The 17,233-nt window shown below is 59.6% G+C and carries 16 protein-coding genes; 3 read left to right on the top strand and 13 right to left on the bottom strand.

What is annotated here, in order from left to right; translation table 11 throughout:
• The first annotated feature begins 76 nt into the window (after positions 1-76).
• Positions 77-802, top strand: a complete 726-nt coding sequence (locus tag BLR25_RS19855) for a YebC/PmpR family DNA-binding transcriptional regulator (protein ID WP_091940392.1) — start codon at positions 77-79, stop codon at positions 800-802.
• 111 nt (positions 803-913) lie between these two features.
• Here the strand turns inward: BLR25_RS19855 and BLR25_RS19850 are convergent, their stop codons facing one another.
• The 4 genes from BLR25_RS19850 to BLR25_RS19835 all read right to left on the bottom strand — a co-directional run bounded on the left by BLR25_RS19850 (position 914) and on the right by BLR25_RS19835 (position 8,410).
• Positions 914-4,561: a bifunctional diguanylate cyclase/phosphodiesterase gene (locus BLR25_RS19850; RefSeq protein ID WP_091940390.1), complete on the bottom strand. Its 3,648-nt coding sequence runs from the start codon at positions 4,559-4,561 to the stop codon at positions 914-916.
• A gap of 69 nt (positions 4,562-4,630) precedes the next feature.
• On the bottom strand, positions 4,631-6,094 hold the full coding sequence (gene ubiD, locus BLR25_RS19845; protein WP_091940388.1) for a 4-hydroxy-3-polyprenylbenzoate decarboxylase: 1,464 nt from the start codon (positions 6,092-6,094) through the stop codon (positions 4,631-4,633).
• Between the two features lie 66 nt (positions 6,095-6,160).
• The gene (gene ubiA / locus BLR25_RS19840) at positions 6,161-7,057 is read right to left on the bottom strand and encodes a 4-hydroxybenzoate octaprenyltransferase (protein ID WP_091940386.1); all 897 of its coding nucleotides are present in this window, start codon (positions 7,055-7,057) and stop codon (positions 6,161-6,163) included.
• Between the two features lie 9 nt (positions 7,058-7,066).
• Positions 7,067-8,410 carry an MFS transporter gene (locus BLR25_RS19835; protein WP_091940385.1) on the bottom strand — a complete coding sequence of 448 codons (1,344 nt, stop codon included), beginning with the start codon at positions 8,408-8,410 and terminating at the stop codon, positions 7,067-7,069.
• 176 nt (positions 8,411-8,586) lie between these two features.
• Here BLR25_RS19835 and BLR25_RS21110 point away from each other — a divergent pair, with 176 nt between their 5' ends.
• Complete coding sequence (locus BLR25_RS21110; RefSeq protein ID WP_143009937.1) at positions 8,587-8,787, top strand: hypothetical protein; 201 nt, start codon at positions 8,587-8,589, stop codon at positions 8,785-8,787.
• Between the two features lie 78 nt (positions 8,788-8,865).
• Here BLR25_RS21110 and recG read toward each other — a convergent pair whose 3' ends face one another.
• Both recG and BLR25_RS19825 read right to left on the bottom strand, forming a co-directional pair.
• Complete coding sequence (recG, locus tag BLR25_RS19830) at positions 8,866-10,905, bottom strand: ATP-dependent DNA helicase RecG (protein WP_091940383.1); 2,040 nt, start codon at positions 10,903-10,905, stop codon at positions 8,866-8,868.
• 7 nt (positions 10,906-10,912) lie between these two features.
• Complete coding sequence (locus BLR25_RS19825; RefSeq protein WP_091940381.1) at positions 10,913-11,290, bottom strand: RidA family protein; 378 nt, start codon at positions 11,288-11,290, stop codon at positions 10,913-10,915.
• A gap of 86 nt (positions 11,291-11,376) precedes the next feature.
• Here BLR25_RS19825 and BLR25_RS19820 point away from each other — a divergent pair, with 86 nt between their 5' ends.
• A complete protein-coding gene (locus BLR25_RS19820; RefSeq protein WP_091940379.1) occupies positions 11,377-11,724 on the top strand; it encodes a tetratricopeptide repeat protein in 348 nt (115 codons plus the stop codon).
• Here the strand turns inward: BLR25_RS19820 and BLR25_RS19815 are convergent.
• The 7 genes from BLR25_RS19815 to rpsD all read right to left on the bottom strand — a co-directional run bounded on the left by BLR25_RS19815 (position 11,721) and on the right by rpsD (position 17,232).
• A complete protein-coding gene (locus BLR25_RS19815) occupies positions 11,721-12,500 on the bottom strand; it encodes an SPOR domain-containing protein (RefSeq protein ID WP_091940377.1) in 780 nt (259 codons plus the stop codon). The two genes, BLR25_RS19820 and BLR25_RS19815, sit on opposite strands and share 4 nt — an antisense overlap.
• A gap of 29 nt (positions 12,501-12,529) precedes the next feature.
• A complete protein-coding gene (locus BLR25_RS19810; protein WP_091940375.1) occupies positions 12,530-13,138 on the bottom strand; it encodes a DUF2802 domain-containing protein in 609 nt (202 codons plus the stop codon).
• 132 nt (positions 13,139-13,270) lie between these two features.
• The gene (locus BLR25_RS19805; RefSeq protein ID WP_091940372.1) at positions 13,271-14,575 is read right to left on the bottom strand and encodes an OmpP1/FadL family transporter; all 1,305 of its coding nucleotides are present in this window, start codon (positions 14,573-14,575) and stop codon (positions 13,271-13,273) included.
• 90 nt (positions 14,576-14,665) lie between these two features.
• Entirely contained in the window at positions 14,666-15,073 is a 408-nt protein-coding gene (locus BLR25_RS19800; RefSeq protein WP_091940370.1) for an acyl-CoA thioesterase, read from the bottom strand.
• A gap of 91 nt (positions 15,074-15,164) precedes the next feature.
• The gene (rplQ, locus tag BLR25_RS19795; RefSeq protein ID WP_091940369.1) at positions 15,165-15,557 is read right to left on the bottom strand and encodes a 50S ribosomal protein L17; all 393 of its coding nucleotides are present in this window, start codon (positions 15,555-15,557) and stop codon (positions 15,165-15,167) included.
• A 31-nt stretch (positions 15,558-15,588) separates the two neighbouring features.
• The gene (locus BLR25_RS19790; protein WP_091940367.1) at positions 15,589-16,563 is read right to left on the bottom strand and encodes a DNA-directed RNA polymerase subunit alpha; all 975 of its coding nucleotides are present in this window, start codon (positions 16,561-16,563) and stop codon (positions 15,589-15,591) included.
• 39 nt (positions 16,564-16,602) lie between these two features.
• Positions 16,603-17,232, bottom strand: coding sequence for a 30S ribosomal protein S4 (gene rpsD / locus BLR25_RS19785; protein ID WP_091940365.1), 630 nt, complete (start codon positions 17,230-17,232; stop codon positions 16,603-16,605).
• Between the last annotated feature and the right edge of the window lies 1 nt (position 17,233).

Below are 17,233 nucleotides of genomic sequence, written 5' to 3'. Positions count from 1 at the left end.
TGCACGTTTTATTATCAACCATTTGCCGTCACGCTCACCAGCACCGCACGGCACGTATCGAACAGACGAGGTAAGCATGGCCGGACATTCCAAATGGGCCAACATCCAGCACCGCAAAGGCCGTCAGGACGAAAAGCGGGGAGCTGCCTTTTCCAAGATCGCCAAGGAAATCACGGTAGCGGCCAAGATGGGCGGCGGCGACCCGAGCTTCAACCCACGCCTGCGCATGGCGGTCGACAAGGGCAAGGCGGTCAATATGCCCAAGGACAAGATTGAAAACGCGATCAAGAAGGGCACGGGAGAACTCGAAGGCGTCGATTACATCGAGATTCGTTACGAAGGTTATGGCATCGGCGGCGCCGCTGTCATGGTCGATTGTTTGACGGACAACCGGACCCGCACCGTCGCCGACGTGCGTCACGCGTTCAACAAGCACGGCGGCAACATGGGGACCGACGGCTGCGTCGCCTTCCAGTTCAAGCACTGCGGCCAACTGCTGTTCGCACCGGGCACCGATGAAGCGACCCTGATGGACGCAGCGATCGAAGCCGGCGCCGAAGACGTCATCACCAACGACGACGGTTCGATCGAAGTCATCACCCCACCGGCCGACTACATGGCCGTCAAGGACGCGCTGGAAGCCGCCGGATTCACCGCCGAATTCGGGCAGGTGACGATGAAGGCCGAGAACGAAACCGAACTGACCGGCGAAGACGCTGCCAAAATGCAGCGCCTCCTCGATGCGCTCGAAAGCCTGGACGACGTGCAGGAAGTCTATACCAGCGTCGTCATCGGCGACTGAGAATACCGCAGAGGTAGACAACACGACGGCGCTTCGGCGCCGTTTTTTTTGCCTTTACCGCGGAGCGATAATCACGACCCAGCGTGGCTCGCGCTGAATCATGATCGCGTCCTAGCCGAGCAGACGAAAATTGCGGACAAAATCCTCGAAGGCATCGGCCGGCATCGGTTGCGCGATGAAATACCCCTGCGCCTCGTCGCAATCGCGATCGTAAAGATAGGCCATCTGTTCGGCGGTCTCGACCCCCTCGGCGATGGTGCGCATACCGAGGCTGCGCGCCATGCTGATGATCGCCTCGACGATGGCTTTGTCATCAGGGTCGCTGGAGATGTCGCGCACGAAGGATTGATCGATCTTGAGCTTGTACGCCTTGAAGCGCTTGAGATAACTGAGCGACGAATAGCCGGTGCCGAAGTCGTCGATCGACAGCCGCACACCTCGCGCGTGCAGATCCTCCATCAACTGGATTGCCTCGTTGGGATTCCCCAGCGCCACGCCTTCGGTCAGTTCAAGCTCCAGGCAATCGTGCGGCAACCCGTATTCGGCAAGGATCTGCGTGATCAGATCGGGCAAGCCGCCACGCAGGAACTGGACGGCAGAAATATTCACCGCCATGACAAGCGGATTGAAGAAATCGGCGCCCGAGGACTGCCATTCTTTCAACTGCCGGATCGCGGTGCGCAGCACCCATTCGCCGACTGCCAGAATCAGGCCACTGTCCTCGGCAATCGGGATGAATTCGCTCGGCGAGATCGCGCCGAACTCCGGATGCGTCCAGCGCAACAGGGCTTCGACCCCCACCACGCGATTCGTTTCGAGTGAAATCTGCGGCTGGTAATGCAGTTGTAGTTGCCCCAACTCCAGCGCTCGCCGCAAGGCATTTTCGAGACTCAGGACGCGATCGGAATGCTCCTGCATTTCCCGCGTAAAAAAGCGGAAGGTGTTACGCCCGGCATCCTTGGCGCGATACATCGCCGCGTCGGCGCAGCGTGACAGGACCTCGTAGTTGGCCCCGTCATCGGGATAGATCGCGATCCCCATCGACGGCGTCACGATCAATTCGTGCTGATCGATCCGATACGGCTGCGACAAGGCCGCCATGACCTTTTCCGCCACGCGCGAAGAACCTTTGACGCCGGTATCGGGCAAGACGAGGATGAACTCGTCCCCTCCGAGGCGTGCGACGGTGTCATCCTCGCGCAAAGTCTCGCGCAAACGCCCGGCGACCTGGATCAACAACTCGTCGCCGACCCGATGCCCGAGGGAATCGTTCACATTCTTGAAACGATCGAGGTCGATGAAAACGAGCGACATGCGCTCGCTGTTACGGCTGACACGATTGAGTACCTGGCTGACGCGGTCTTCGAGCAGACGACGATTCGGCAACCCGGTCAATGCATCGAAATGCGCCAGCCGCTGGATATGCTGTTGGCTTTGCCGCTGCTCGGAGATGTCGCGGAACATGGCCACGTTGTGACTGACCTGGCCGTCGGCATCGAGCACCCGGCTGATCGACAGCAACTGCGGAAACACCTCGCCGTTCTTGCGCCGGGCGAACATTTCGCCCTGCCACGCCCCCATGCGACGAATCTCTTCAAGCATGACAGGATAGCGCTCGACATCCTCCGGACTCGCCGCCAGGACGAGGGACGACAACCCGCGCACCTCGTCATCCTCATAGCCGGTGATTTCGGTGAATGCCCGGTTGACCTTGAGGATCGTATGATCCGGATCGGATATCACCACCGCTTCAGCGCTCTGTTCGAACACTTGGGCGGCCAAACGCAGCTCCGCCTCGGCCTTGGCCCGTGCCTGTTCCTTGACGAACTGCGTCATGGCAAAGCTGACGTCCTGCGCCATTTCGGTGAGCAAGGCGCGGATCTGTTCGTCAAACGCAGCCACCTCGATCGAAAACAACACCAGCGCACCCACCACCGTACCGCCACGATACAGCGGTAACGCGGCGGCAGATCGCCAGTGATGCGCTTCGGCGAACTCGCGCCATGGCATCGCCGACGCCTCGTTGAGGTAATCCTGCATCCAGCACGGCGCCTCGTTGCGAATTGCGATGCCGGTCACCCCATGCCCATGCGGCGTGTGCGGATCGGCCGAAACCTGCGAGAGCGCCAGGAAATCTGCGCCGGCACCATAACTCGCGACGGGACGAACCCACTTGCTGACCGGATCGAGCACTCCGACCCATGCCATCTGCATTCCACCGTAATCGACGGCGAAACGGCAGATCTGCGGAAACAGTTCGTCCTCGCTCGTACAGCGCACAATCGCCTGATTCGTTTCGCTCAGGGCCGAATAGATGCTGGTCAGTCGCCGGATGCGGGCCTCTGCCGCTTTTTGCGCGCTCACATCGCGAACGGCCGCGAAGAAAAACTCGGGTTTGCCATCGGCATCACGCACGGAACGGATAGCGACCTCGGCATAAAGCACGCTCCCGTCTTTGCGGACAAAACGCTTGTCGATCAATTCGCTGTCGCTCTCGCCCCGCTCAAGCTGTCCGAAGGCGTCGGCGGTAACGGCAATATCGTCGGGGTGACAAACATCCTGCCAGCGCAGATTCAGCATTTCATCGCGCGTGTACCCGAAGAGCTGGCACAGGTAATCGTTCACCATGCTCCAACTATCCGAAGACAGCGGTCGCATTGAAATGCCGACAAAGGGCATATCGTAGAAGCGACGCAGCATCGCATCCGAACGCGCGACCGAAACCAGCTGACGGGTCTGGTCGCGCAAGCGCCGCAGCCGGCCAATGACGGCGCCGACGACGAGCACGGCAAGCAAGGTCACCGCCCCAACGCTGTAGCCCAGATTACGCAGCGGCGCCCGCGCTTCGTCGCACGCTTGCTGGGCGACGAGGACCCAATCGGTTCCGGTAATTGGCCGAAACGCCGCATACACCGACTCGCCGCGATGCCCCATCGCTCTCGCCGTCCCCGGACGAGACGCCTCGAGCGCAAGGGCCGCAACAGCCGCTTCATCGGACGAGAGTGAACGCCGCGGCACGAGCGAAACCGAAGCGCGAACGGTTTCGCTCAGATAGTCGACATTGGCGCCATCGCGACGGATCAGGAAGGTCTCGCCACTACGACTGGCCGTCGGCCATCCTCGCAAGAGCGGCAACAGAAAATCGTCTGCTGCCACGCTCAGGATCAGGAAGCGCGGAGCATCACGACCCGCCTCATCCATAAGCGGAAGAGCAGTGACGACATCGACATAGCGTACGCCACCGGTATCGACAATCAGTCTGGAAAAAGCGCGCTCGCCGCTGTCGGCCAGCCCGCCCGAAAGCGCCGACAAGGTCTCCGGTGCAATGCTGCGACGACGCCCTGAACTGAGCAGCAGATCGCCTTTCACGCCGACCAGTTGCAGCGAATCGTACCGCCCCTCCTCCTGCGCCGCTGCGAACAGTGCATCGAACGCCTGCGCGGCGCGCTCACCGTCACCTTGCCGCAACGACTGCAACAGATCGGCGAAGGCCGGCGACGACGCCAGCGCCCGTCCTCGCCGCTGGCGTTCGCGGAGCAGACTTTCCAGGTGTGCCGCTTTCAGCGTCGCGATCGACGCGAGATGATCAAAGGTTTTCTGCTCAAGCTGCGGACCGTGAACACGAACCGCCAGATAGGCCGCAAGCGGCACAAGACAGACCAGCAGCAGCATGATCGACAGACGCGCGAAAGCGCCGGCCGAACGGGGAGCCGGGCGCTCTGCAACATCAATTGTCGATAAAGGCTGACGACTGTCCATGAAGGCTGACTGTTGTTTTAGGAAGTGTCCACTTCAGGCCAGCCAGCATGATAGGGGAGAAGCCGAAATTTACAAACCTAATTTGCACCACAAGGCATCGACACGCTTTTTCACTGCCTCGTCCATGACAATCGGGCGACCCCACTCGCGCGTGGTTTCGCCCGGCCACTTGTTCGTCGCATCGATACCCATCTTGCTGCCAAGACCGGCCACCGGACTGGCAAAGTCGAGATAATCGATCGGCGTATTTTCGGCGATCAGGGTATCGCGCGCCGCATCGACCCGCGTCGTCATTGCCCAGATGACCTCTTTCCAGTCGCGGATATTCACGTCGTCGTCCACAACGATGATGAACTTGGTGTACATGAACTGCCGCAGGAAACTCCAGATGCCGAACATTACGCGTTTAGCATGGCCCGGATATTGTTTCCGGATGCTCACCGTCGCGAGGCGATACGAACATCCCTCGGGCGGCAGATAGAAATCGACGACTTCGGGATATTGTTTTTGCAAGAGCGGCACAAACACCTCGTTGAGCGCCACTGCCAGCATCGCCGGCTCATCCGGCGGCTTTCCGGTATAGGTGCTGTGGTAGATCGGATTCTTGCGCATCGTGATGCGTTCGATCGTCAGCACCGGGAAAGTCGATTGCTCGTTGTAATACCCGGTGTGATCGCCATACGGCCCCTCGAGCGCGGTTTCGGTCGGGTCGATAAAGCCCTCGAGAACGATTTCGGCAAAGGCCGGCACCTGCAGATCCGAGCCCAGACATTTCACCAACTCGGTCTTCGCCCCACGCAGCAAACCGGCGAATTGATACTCGGAAACGTTATCCGGCACGGGGGTCACCGCCGCGAGAATGGTCGCGGGATCGCAGCCGAGGACGACCGCGACGGGGAAAGGCTTGCCCGGGTATTGCAAGCAATGATCGCGAAAATCGAGCGCACCGCCGCGGTGCGCAAGCCAGCGCATGATCACCTTGTTCGGTCCGATCACCTGCTGCCGGTAAATCCCCAGATTCTGGCGCGCCTTGCTCGGGCCGCGCGTGACGGTCAGGCCCCAGGTAATCAGCGGCGCCACATCGCCCGGCCAGCAATGCTGAACCGGCAAGCGCGACAAATCGACATCGGCGCCTTCCCAGACGATTTCCTGGCACGCCGCCGAGGAAACGACCTTGGGCGCCATGTTGAGCACCTGCCGCAAAACCGGCAGTTTTTCCCAGGCATCCTTGAGCCCTTTGGGCGGCTCCGGCTCCTTCAGATAGGCAAGCAACTTGCCCACCTCGCGCAGCGCCTCGACCGAGGTCTCCCCCATCCCCAATGCCACTCGCCGGGGTGTTCCGAAAAGATTGCCCAACACCGGCACGCTGTGGCCCTTGGGCTTCTCGAACAAAATTGCCGGACCGCCGGAGCGCAATACGCGGTCGCAGATTTCCGTCATCTCGAGGTGCGGATCGACCTCAACGTCTATCCGTTTGAGTTCGCCGAGTTGTTCCAACTGCGCGACAAAATCGCGCAAATCGTGATATTTCATGATCGTGTGAGCGCGTCGCGCCAAAGGAAAGTGAGCGATGAAAAGACGGTCGTCATCGGGCAGTGCTCAGAACAGTACCGCGTTCATGCGCAGATAGTCCAGCGCGATACCGGCAAAGATACTGGCACCCACCCAGTTGTTATGCAGGAATGCGCGGAAACATCGCACCGTATCGCGCTCCCGGATCAAGGTGAAATGGTATACGGCCAAGGCTACGGCAACGCCCAATCCAAGATAAAACCCGAGCCCCATACGGTACTGCGCCCCGACCCACGCAATCAGGCCGAACGTCACGGCATAGCAGACCATCACGGCAGCGACATCGTAGCGACCGAAGGTGATCGCCGACGTGCGGATGCCGATCTTCAGATCGTCGGCACGATCGACCATCGCATACTCGGTATCGTAGGCAATCGCCCAGAACACGTTGGCAAGTAGCAAGAGCCAGGCCGTCGAAGGGATCGCATCGAGCTGGACGGCGAATGCCATTGGAATACCAAAACCAAAGGCCACACCAAGATACGCCTGTGGAATAGCGAGGAAACGTTTGGTGAGCGGATAGCTGGCTGCAAGAAAAAGCGCGGGAACCGACAAAGCCAGCAAATACAGGGAGCGCAAGGGCAGGATCAGCAGGAAGGAGACCAACGACAGCACCACGAAGAGAATCAGCGCCTCCCGGGACGACACCAATCCGGCCGCCAGCGGACGCGCCTTCGTGCGGGCGACGTGCGGATCGAAATCGCGATCGGCCAAATCGTTGATGACACATCCCGCCGAGCGCATAAGGACGGTGCCGCAGACAAAGACGAAGACGACGCCCCAATCCGGCCGGCCCTGCGAGGAAAACCAGAGCGCCCACAGGGTCGGCCACAACAACAGCAGAATGCCGATCGGCTTATCCAGCCGCATGAGGCGCAGATACAGAGGAAGGCGTTCTTTCAAGGAAAAATGAATGGCGGTCATGGCGTTATTTTAGCCGCCCCGAGCGTGGCCGAGCCAATGACGACAGCGTTGCAGGTACTCCCGATCACAGACAAAGAGAAAGCTCGCCATCACGACGTTGACGATGGCCGCAAGCCCGAACAGGGCGGGGATCGACAGGCCGCCGCCCAGCAGCGCCGCGGCACCCAGGGCGCCGACGACCATGAACAGGGCGTTGAGAATGTTGTTGGTGGCGATGAGTCGTGCGCGATGGCGGGGATCGCCGCGTACCTGGATCAGCACATACAGCGGCACGATGAAAAATCCGCCGGCAATACCGATCATCAGAAAATCGAAAAGCACGCGCAGCGTCGACACGCGGGACAGCAACGCAGCGACATCGAGCGGAATCCCACCCGGCACGATCTGCGGCGACGCCAGCCACACATCGATGCCAAACGCGGTCAGCCCGATCGCGCCAAGCGGCACCAGGCCCAACTCCACCTGTTTCCCGGATAAACGCTCGCAGAGCGCCGAACCGACACCGATGCCGACCGTAAACACCGCCAGCAACAAAGTCACCGAAGATTCGTCACCACCGAGAATATTCTTGGCATAGGCGGGGAACTGCGCCAGGAACAAGGCCCCATACAGCCAGAACCAGGAAATGGCGAGGATAGCGAGAAACACCGCGCGTTCGCGACGGGCGAATGCGATATTGCGCCAGGTCTCGGACAAAGGATTGAAATTGATCCTCAGATCGGGGACCGGTGGCGGCGCCGCAGGGATGAAACGACTCGCACCATAGCCGGCCGCCGCGATCCCCAGGCCGGCCAGCGCCACCCAGACGGGATGCCCGCCGGCACCGGCGAGCAGCCCACCCACCAGCGTCCCCAGCAGGATCGCGACAAAGGTGCCGGACTCGACCAGGGCATTGCCGGCAACCAGTTCGTGGGCGTGCAAATGTTGCGGCAAGATCGCGTATTTCACTGGCCCGAACAAGGTCGAATGCAGACCGAGCAGGAAAAGCGCCACGAGCAGAATGCTCAAATCATGAAAATGGAAGCCGGCGGCGGCGAATCCCATGATCGCCATCTCCAGCAGTTTGACGAGCCGCGCGAGGCCCGCCTTGTCGAACTTGTCGGCAATCTGACCGGCGGTGGCGGAGAAAAGGAAAAACGGCAGGATGAAAACGCCTGCGGCCAGATTGGTCAGGATTTCCGGGGGCAGAGAAGTCCATTGCGCCGCCTGGAATGTCAGCAAGACGACGAGCGCATTCTTGAAGACGTTATCGTTGAACGCTCCGAGAAACTGGGTTACGAAAAAAGGCGCAAAACGGCGCACCGACAACAGATGAAGCAGACCTCCTTGCTCGCTTTTCTCGCCGGTATTCATATTTCGGTCATTCCATCGAATCGTCGCGGGACTGCATTCTATCGCGTCGGATCGTTCGGCACGAAGGACAGCTCGGGCAATAAGGGGTCGCACTGAATTCTGCGAAACTTTCTCATTTACGAATGGCCTAACGCATGCCCGGAAACGGTTCGTATGGGCATTGAAAGGAGACCCCCATGAGTACCGTGAAATATTACGCACCCAAAGGTTTTCTTGGAAAGAGAAGCGTGGGCAGCCTGAGTGAACTTGAAGGCGTGCTGAACGTCAGCACCGGCATCGACGGATGCTCGGCGACGATTTCACCGCTGCACGTCCCAAGCTGCGAGGGCGTATTCTGCAAGATCGAAGCACTGGGATACAAAGCCCGCCTTCCGTAGCAGGACATCTGCAGGCGCCTCGGAGCCTGGCACCTATCCCTCCTGGCAAGGCGCGCCCGATGCACGGGCGCGAGCTTGTCAGGCTTTCAGCAGTTCCTCGCGACTGCCCAACCAACGCGCGAGATGCGCTTCTGCTCGCGCTGGCGAGTCACGCAGCATCCTTTCGGCCAAGTCGCGCGCCAGTTCGACCAAGTCGATGTCCATCTCCAGGTCAGCATAGCGCAGCAGCGGCACACCCGACTGACGACTGCCGACGAACTCACCGGGGCCGCGCAAGTGCAGATCCTGCCGCGCAATCTCGAAACCGTCGGTGTGCTCGAAGATAATCCTCAAGCGCGACCGTGCCGTCTGCGACAGAGGCGACTGGTAGAGCAGCACGCATGTCGAGTCATGCGCGCCGCGCCCCACCCGTCCCCGCAGTTGATGCAACTGCGAAAGGCCGAAGCGCTCGGCGTGTTCGATCACCATCAAACTGGCATTGGGCACATCGACGCCGACCTCGATGACCGTCGTCGCCACCAGCACGTCAATCTCTCCGGCGACAAACTCGGCCATCAACGCCGCTTTCTCGGCCGGTTTGAGGCGTCCGTGCACCAGACCGATGCGCAATTCCGCCAACTCAGCGGACAGCACCGCATGCGTATCGATCGCCGTCTGTAACTGCAGTTTTTCGGACTCCTCGATCAGCGGGCAGACCCAATACACCTGCCGCCCTTCCCCAACCGTAGCCCGCACGCCGGCGATCACCTGGTCACGGCGCGCGTCGGAAATCAGTTTGGTGCGGATCGGCGTGCGTCCTGGTGGCAACTCATCGAGCACCGACACGTCGAGATCGGCGTAATAACTCATCGCCAGCGTCCGCGGAATCGGCGTCGCCGACATCATCAACTGGTGCGGGTTTCCGCCCTTCTTGCGCAACTCCAAGCGCTGGGCGACACCAAAGCGATGTTGCTCGTCGACAATCGCTAGACCCAATCGGGCGAAATCGACCCCCGCCTGAATCAAGGCGTGCGTCCCGACAACGAGATGCGCGCTCCCTGCGGCCTGGCTCTGCGATGCCGTCTTGGCCGCTTTGCGCAGGCTGCCGGTCAGCCAGGCGACCTCGACGCCGAAAGGCTCAAGCCAGGTACGCAGTTTGAGGTAATGCTGCTCCGCCAGAATTTCGGTTGGCGCCATGAACGCCGCCTGATAGCCCGCCTCGATGGCCTGGCAGGCCGCCAGGGCCGCAACGATGGTTTTCCCGCTACCGACATCCCCCTGCAGCAAGCGCTGCATCGGATACGGCTGCGCCAGGTCGTCGGCAATTTCGGCAAGAACGCGCTGCTGCGCCGTTGTCAGCGCAAACGGCAAATTCGCCAGCAAACGCCGGCGCAAGGAACCGTCGGCTTTCAGCACCGGCGCGCCCTTCTGGCGCCGCGCAAGGTACGCACGCCGCAGCGACAACTGCTGCGCCAACACTTCGTCAAACTTGACGCGCCGCCAGGCCGGGTGGGAACGCCCCTGCAGAGCGGCCTCTTCGACGTCTGGCGGCGGGGCATGCAGCAAACGAACGGCAGCGGAGAATGGCATCAAGGCGTGGCGGCGACACCATCCCTCGTCAAGCGAATCATCGAGCGCGCTGCTCGCCAGCGCCACGCCGATCAGCTTGCGCAGGGCGGCTTGGGAGACGCCGGCCGTGGTCGGATAAACCGGTGTCAGCGACGTCGGTAGCGGTGTTTCTGCAGTCACTACCCGATAGCGCGGGTGCACCATCTCGGCGCCAAGAAATCCGCGGCGAATCTCGCCGAAGAGGCGGAGCAATTTGTCGCCGTCGCGGGCCTGTTCAAGCTGCTTGACTTGGCTTCCGTAAAAATTGAGGAAGCGCAGCACGAGTTCGCCCGTGCTGTCCGCGACCCGCGCAACCAACTGACGGCGTGGGCGAAATTGCACCGACACGTCGAGGACACGCGCTTCAACCTGCACGGGGACGCCCTCCAACGCGTCCGCCACTGTCACGATCGACGTCTCGTCCTCGTACCGAATCGGCAGATGCAGGATGAAATCGTCATGACGCACCAGACCCAGCTTCTCGAGCTTGGTCTTCAGCGCCGGCGGCACCGGCAGCACGTCGGATGCCATGCAGGATTTAAAGCGCCATTACTCCGTCGGCCTCGACCAGCGCACCGCGCGGCAGGGCAGCCACGCCGATGGCTGCCCGGGCCGGGAACGGCTCGCTGAAATAGCGCGCCATCGCCTCATTCACCTTGGCAAAATTGCCAAGATCGATCAGAAAGACGTTGAGCTTGACGACGTCGGACAAGGATCCGCCCGCCGCCTCGGCAACCGCCTTGAGATTTTCGAAGACACGCTCGATCTGGGCATCGATCCCCTCGACCAACTGCATGCTGGAAGGATCCAGGCCGATCTGGCCGGAGAGATACACAGTGTCTCCGACCTTGACGGCTTGCGAATAGGTCCCGATGGCAGCAGGCGCCTTCGAGGTGGAAATGATCGTTTTGGCCATGGCGTTGTCTACTATGGTGAAAAGCGTATTGAACCACGAAGCGGGGCAAAGCCGAAATTTGAAACCGTCAAGACGAGTCACTGACCATGGATACCGAACCGACGCTCCCACCCAGCATTACGCGATTGGAAAAGCTTCTCGGCGGGGCGCACGATGGTGCCTTGCTCCGTTATGCGCTCGGCAACGAATGGCTGAAAGCAGGCCACCCCAGCCAAGCGGCCGAGTATCTGCGCCAGTCCCTGGCGCTCGACCCAAGCGCGTCGGCAGCCTGGAAATTGCTGGGCAAGGCGCTCTCAGCCAACGGCGAGATCCCGGCGGCGATCGAAGCATTTACGCAGGGCATTACTGCGGCCACATCGCATGGCGACATTCAGGCAGTCAAGGAAATGACCGTATTCCTGCGCCGCTTGCATCGCGGCTCCCCGTCGGCTTAACGCCGCAGTCGGCTCGGCATGAGCATGACGGCGTCGATTCCCATCGACTTCATCTTGATCCGAGCCGCTTCCGCCTCTTCCTTGGAATTGAAGGGCCCCACCTGGACGCGCGCCTCGATCGTCGACGGGATCCCCTCCAGCGTCAGGCGCGCATGCAGTTCCTCGGCGCGCCGCGGCTCGGTGAACACACCTGCCTGAAGAGCAAAACCTGAAAACAGCCGCGAGGGCGAGGCCGGGAGCGGCATCGCCGCCCCTGTTTCGTTGCGCGCGGTCGGCATGGCTGCCCCCGCTCGCGCCGGCAGCGGCTCAAAAACTTTGACAGGCGCAGATGACGGGCCAGAGGCCCCGCTGCTATGCATCGGTGCCGACACTGGCCCCGACGCGGCACGCATCGTCGAACCACTCCCTGACTTCGGCAACGCCGGTCGAGCAGCGACCTCTGGCCGAGGCGGAACATCTAGTTTCGGCGCTGATTTATCGACCGGCGGACTGGTGGTTTCCGGCGCCGGAGTTTCTTTCTTGTCCTCTTTGACCTCGGGCAAGGGTTCGATCGGCTTCACAGGTTGCGTGATCGACTTCCTGGCGACCGGTACGGGTTCGGTGTAGCGGGTCGCTTCCGGCTCGGACTCGACGCGCGCCCCCATATAGTCGAACAAAGCCAAGCCACCTAGCAAGCCAACAATCATCAACCCGGCGACCCCCATTCGCAGAATCAGCTTGCGCCTGAGATTGGAAAGGCTTTGGGAGGGAGTGTCAGGATTCGCGCTTGCCGCCATGTGAGCTTCCGCAGTGGAATATGCCGTTTTCAATTATCGCGATTTCGGACCAGGGCCGCCACCAATTCCGCCTCAGCGCGCGTGATGCCGCATTGCTCGGAGATTTCAGCCGGACTGGCGTCCTTCCGTGCCAACTGCAAAGCCTCGCTATATTGCGGCGCAATCAACTCGGTCACTGCCACGCGGCGCTCTTCTCGAACGACGGCCGGAGGTGGCGGTGGCGGTGGCGCCGCAGCGACCTCGTTCAAGCGCTGAATAGCTTCGCGCAAGACGAGAATCTCCGCGCGCAGACCGCCCACCTCCTTGCGCAGCAAATCGACATCCATTTCGAGCGTGGCGACACGCTGCGCTTCGACATTCGGCGCTGGCGGCTCATTCCAGGGAAATTGAAAGTCTGACGCCCCCAACTCGCTCGGTCCTTCCTCATACTGCTCGGCAGGCTTTCCCTGCTGTTCAGCATGATAGGCCGCGACTGCTGAGGACGACACGAATGCGGCGGCCGCAGTCTCAACACGCAGTGCATCCTGTTTGAGACGATGCATGCGCAGGCAAATGAAGACGATATAGACCGTCAGGAGGCCGATTGCGACCACCAAGGCCTCACGCCAGCCAGAATTGGTCAGAAAATCAAGTTCCATTGGCCGAATCGTCAGAATGAATGCCGAATATTATCCCAGACTCGACTGCATCGGCCACAAACGAGGAAATTGCCGCTCAAAGAACAAAAATGCCCCGACCGGCGGGGCATTTCGCGGCAAGAAACAAACGGGTCAGAAGGCATGCGAGTACTGCGCGCCAACGATCCAGATACTTCCCGTATAGTCACCGCTCACAAGACCTCGACCATCCGCGGTCTGATTGTTATTAATTTCACTCTTCTTGACATGAATATAAGTTAAGCCGAGATCGACTTTCGCTGCTTTACTCAATGTCCACTGCGCGCCCGTCGAGAGCCAAATCCGGTCATTGTCGGGAAGCGAAGTCAAACGAGTGGTTGCGCCTTTAACAGGCGACTGATCATAGGCAATCCCAAATTTCAGTTTCCACTCTTGGCTATATTGATAATTCGCCCCTAAAGCCACGCGCCAGGTATTTCTGAATTCCGTCCCAAGGGATTGGGCCAACAGACCATTCAAGGTTCCCGACGTGCGCATGATGTCAACCTTGGGAATTGACGACCACCCCGTTCTTGACACATCCCCAAGCATCTCCCATTTGTCGCTTAATTTCTGGGTGACGCTCATGATAAGAGTATCAGGAACGGTTAAATCTGCCTTCAAATCGCTCTGGCGCCCCGCTGCCACCAAAGCCGCAAGCGTCGCGTTTCCCGCTGCTGAGCCATCGCTTGCGAGCTTTACATCGCCGGTGGTGTGATATTTAACTTGAGAACGATAGGACAACCCGACCTTTGTTGACGGGGAAACAGTGAAGAGCGCCCCCGCATTCCATCCCCATGCGCTGTCAGAAAGGTTCATCGTCGAGTTAACTGCAGCGGCACCGGCACTGGTTGTTGCGGCTGCTCGAACATATTCAGCCTCGATCTTCTGCCAATTCAAACCGCCACCAATCGACAGGTTGTCGGAGACCTTATACGCGACCGAAGGATTGATATTCAGCGTCTTGATATCAAATTTAATCGATTGTGCAGCCCCCAACCATCTGTTTGTGTATTCGGTCTTGAGCCCGAAAGGCGCGCTTATGCCAAGGCCAACAAATAAATCCTTGCTCACCCCCCACGATGCATAGCCATTCGGGATGCCAACCCAACCTCCGGCATTGCCTCCATTACCGGTTCCCGCTAAAGAACCCACGCTTGAGTTCTTGTCGCTAAAAGTGAAGCTCGGGTTTACCGCGGCAACGCCACCGGACAATTGAACACCTTGCAGCTGCGTCATTCCGGCGGGATTGAAATACACGGTGCTGGCATTTTCGGCGACCGCCGCCGATCCGGCAAAAGCATTCCCAATGCCGCTCGCGCTTTGCTCCAGCAGTTGGAAGCCGGATGCTACCGCTGTTCCGGAAATCACTCCGGGGAGCAGCACCATCGCTACCTTCATGGAAATACTCTTGGCCATACACCCTCCTGATAAAAACCCGCACACGCGGCCACCGCACACGGCCGCAAACTGTCGTATTTTATGTTTATTTGCGTAAATTCCAACTGACTATACAGCGGTCGGCAATGCGCGCTTTTCGCCTTGTTGGTTAATTGCAACATACGTCAGCACTGCCTCGGTGACCTTAACAACACGGGATTCCTGGGTATTCCGTTCAGCATAGACAGCGACATCGACCTTGATCGAGGTACGCCCCGTCTCGACGACCGATGCATAGAAGCTGACAACATCCCCAATACGGACTGCCTGCTTGAAAACGAACGAGTTCACGGCAACCGTCGTCACCCTCCCCTGAGCACGGCGATAGGCTTCCACGCCACCGGCCACATCGACGTGCGACATGATCCACCCACCGAAAATATCGCCGTTATGGTTAGCGTCATAGGGCATCGGCACCACCCGCAGCGTTGGCTGCGCTGAAGGCAGCGAAATGGCAATTGATTCATTCTCGGACATGGATCACCTCCGATAAGACCGGCGCCACTGGGCGCCATTTGAACGAAAAAAAGCCAGGCAACGCCTGGCTTTTTCTTAGGCCGACAGCTACTTACGCGGCTTCGGCGGTATCAGCTTCGACAACTTCCGGCTGGTCGAGCAACATCACCAATGCCATCGGTGCGTTATCGCCATCACGGAATCCGCATTTGAGAATACTGAGATATCCTCCGTTGCGGGTCGCATACCGCGGTCCCAGTTCGTCAAAGAGCTTGACGACGATTTCACGATCGCGCAGACGGTCGAATGCCAGACGACGATTTGCCAGGCTCGGCTTCTTGCCCAGGGTAATCATCGGCTCAACAACACGACGCAACTCCTTGGCTTTCGGCAGGGTCGTCTTGATGGTTTCATGCCGCAACAGGGAAACCGCCATGTTACGCAGCATGGCCAGGCGGTGAGCGCTGGTGCGGTTCAGCTTACGAAGTCCCAAACGGTGACGCATATCAATTCCTTCCTATTCTTGGCCGAGCAGCTTACTTCTCAAGCCCGGCCGGCGGCCAGTTCTCAAGCTTCATGCCCAGCGTCAGGCCGCGCGCGGCCAACACTTCCTTGATTTCATTGAGCGACTTGCGACCGAGATTCGGCGTCTTCAGCAACTCGTTTTCAGTGCGCTGGATGAGATCGCCAATGTAGTAAATGTTCTCGGCCTTCAAGCAGTTCGCGGAACGCACGGTCAGTTCGAGATCGTCGACCGGACGCAGCAGCAGCGGATCCACCTGAACAGCCTTTTGGTGCTCGATCGGCAGCGCCGTCCCCTCGAGGTCGGCAAAGACCGAAAGCTGTTCCATCAACAAACGCGCGGCCGTGCGAATCGCCTCCTCCGGCTCAATCACGCCGTTGGTTTCGATCTCCATGATCAGCTTGTCGAGATCGGTACGCTGCTCAACCCGGGCGCTTTCGACGAAATAGCTCACCCGGCGAATCGGGCTGAACGATGCGTCGAGAACCAGATTCCCGATGCTCTTGCTCACTTCGCTCAGGCGACGCGCATTTCCGGGGACGTAACCACGGCCCTTTTCCACCTTCAGTTCGATGGCAAGTTTTCCACCGGCTGAAAGATGCGCGATCACATGATCTGGGTTGATGATCTCGACATCATGGGAAACCACGATATCGCCAGCGCGAACCACGCCCTCGCCTTCCTTCGAAAGTTGAACGATCGCTTCTTCGCGATTGTGAAGCTTGAAGACGACGCCTTTCAAATTGAGAAGGATGTCGACCACGTCTTCTTGAACGCCGTCGATCGTCGAGTATTCATGCAACACACCGTCGATACTGACTTCGGTTGCCGCGAAACCGGGCATCGAAGAAAGAAGGATACGGCGCAAGGCATTGCCCAGAGTATGGCCGTAACCACGCTCGAACGGTTCCATCACCACCCGAGCGTGCACCGGCGACAAACTCTGTACGTCGATGATTCGCGGTTTCAAAAGTCCACTGCTTTGCATGTCTTGTCCTTTGCCTGGTTCAGTCGCACGAAGCCGCTATTACTTCGAATACAATTCGATCACGAGGCCTTCGTTGATCGACTGCGGCAATTCGCTACGCTCCGGACGCGCCTTGTACGTACCCTTGGCTTCCTTGACGTTGACTTCAACCCATTCCGGGAAACCACGCGACTCAGCCGCAGCCAGCGCTGCCTTCACGCGCAGTTGGTTCTTCGCGCGCTCGGTCACTTCGACCACATCGCCCGGGCGAACCTGATACGACGGAACATTCACGCGACGACCGTTCACCAGCACGCCGTTGTGGCGAACAACCTGACGGGATTCAGCACGCGAAGCCGCAAAGCCCATGCGGTGAACAACCGTATCGAGACGCGATTCGAGCAACTGCAGCAGGTTTTCGCCGGTCACGCCCTTACGACGATCGGCTTCCTTATAAACCTTGCGGAATTGACCTTCGAGAACGCCGTAGATACGACGAATCTTTTGCTTTTCACGCAAATGCACGCCGTAGTCCGACAGACGGGCGCCAGATTTTTGCCCATGCTGACCCGGAGCATACGAACGACGCTCGATGGCGCACTTGTCGGTGAAGCACTTATCACCCTTGAGGAACAGTTTTTCGCCCTCGCGACGGCACTGACGGCACTTAGGATCGAGATTACGAGCCACT

The organism is Propionivibrio dicarboxylicus (assembly GCF_900099695.1).
Taxonomy (GTDB): Bacteria; Pseudomonadota; Gammaproteobacteria; order Burkholderiales; family Rhodocyclaceae; genus Propionivibrio; species Propionivibrio dicarboxylicus.
This window is presented reverse-complemented; position numbering and strand designations above follow the sequence as displayed.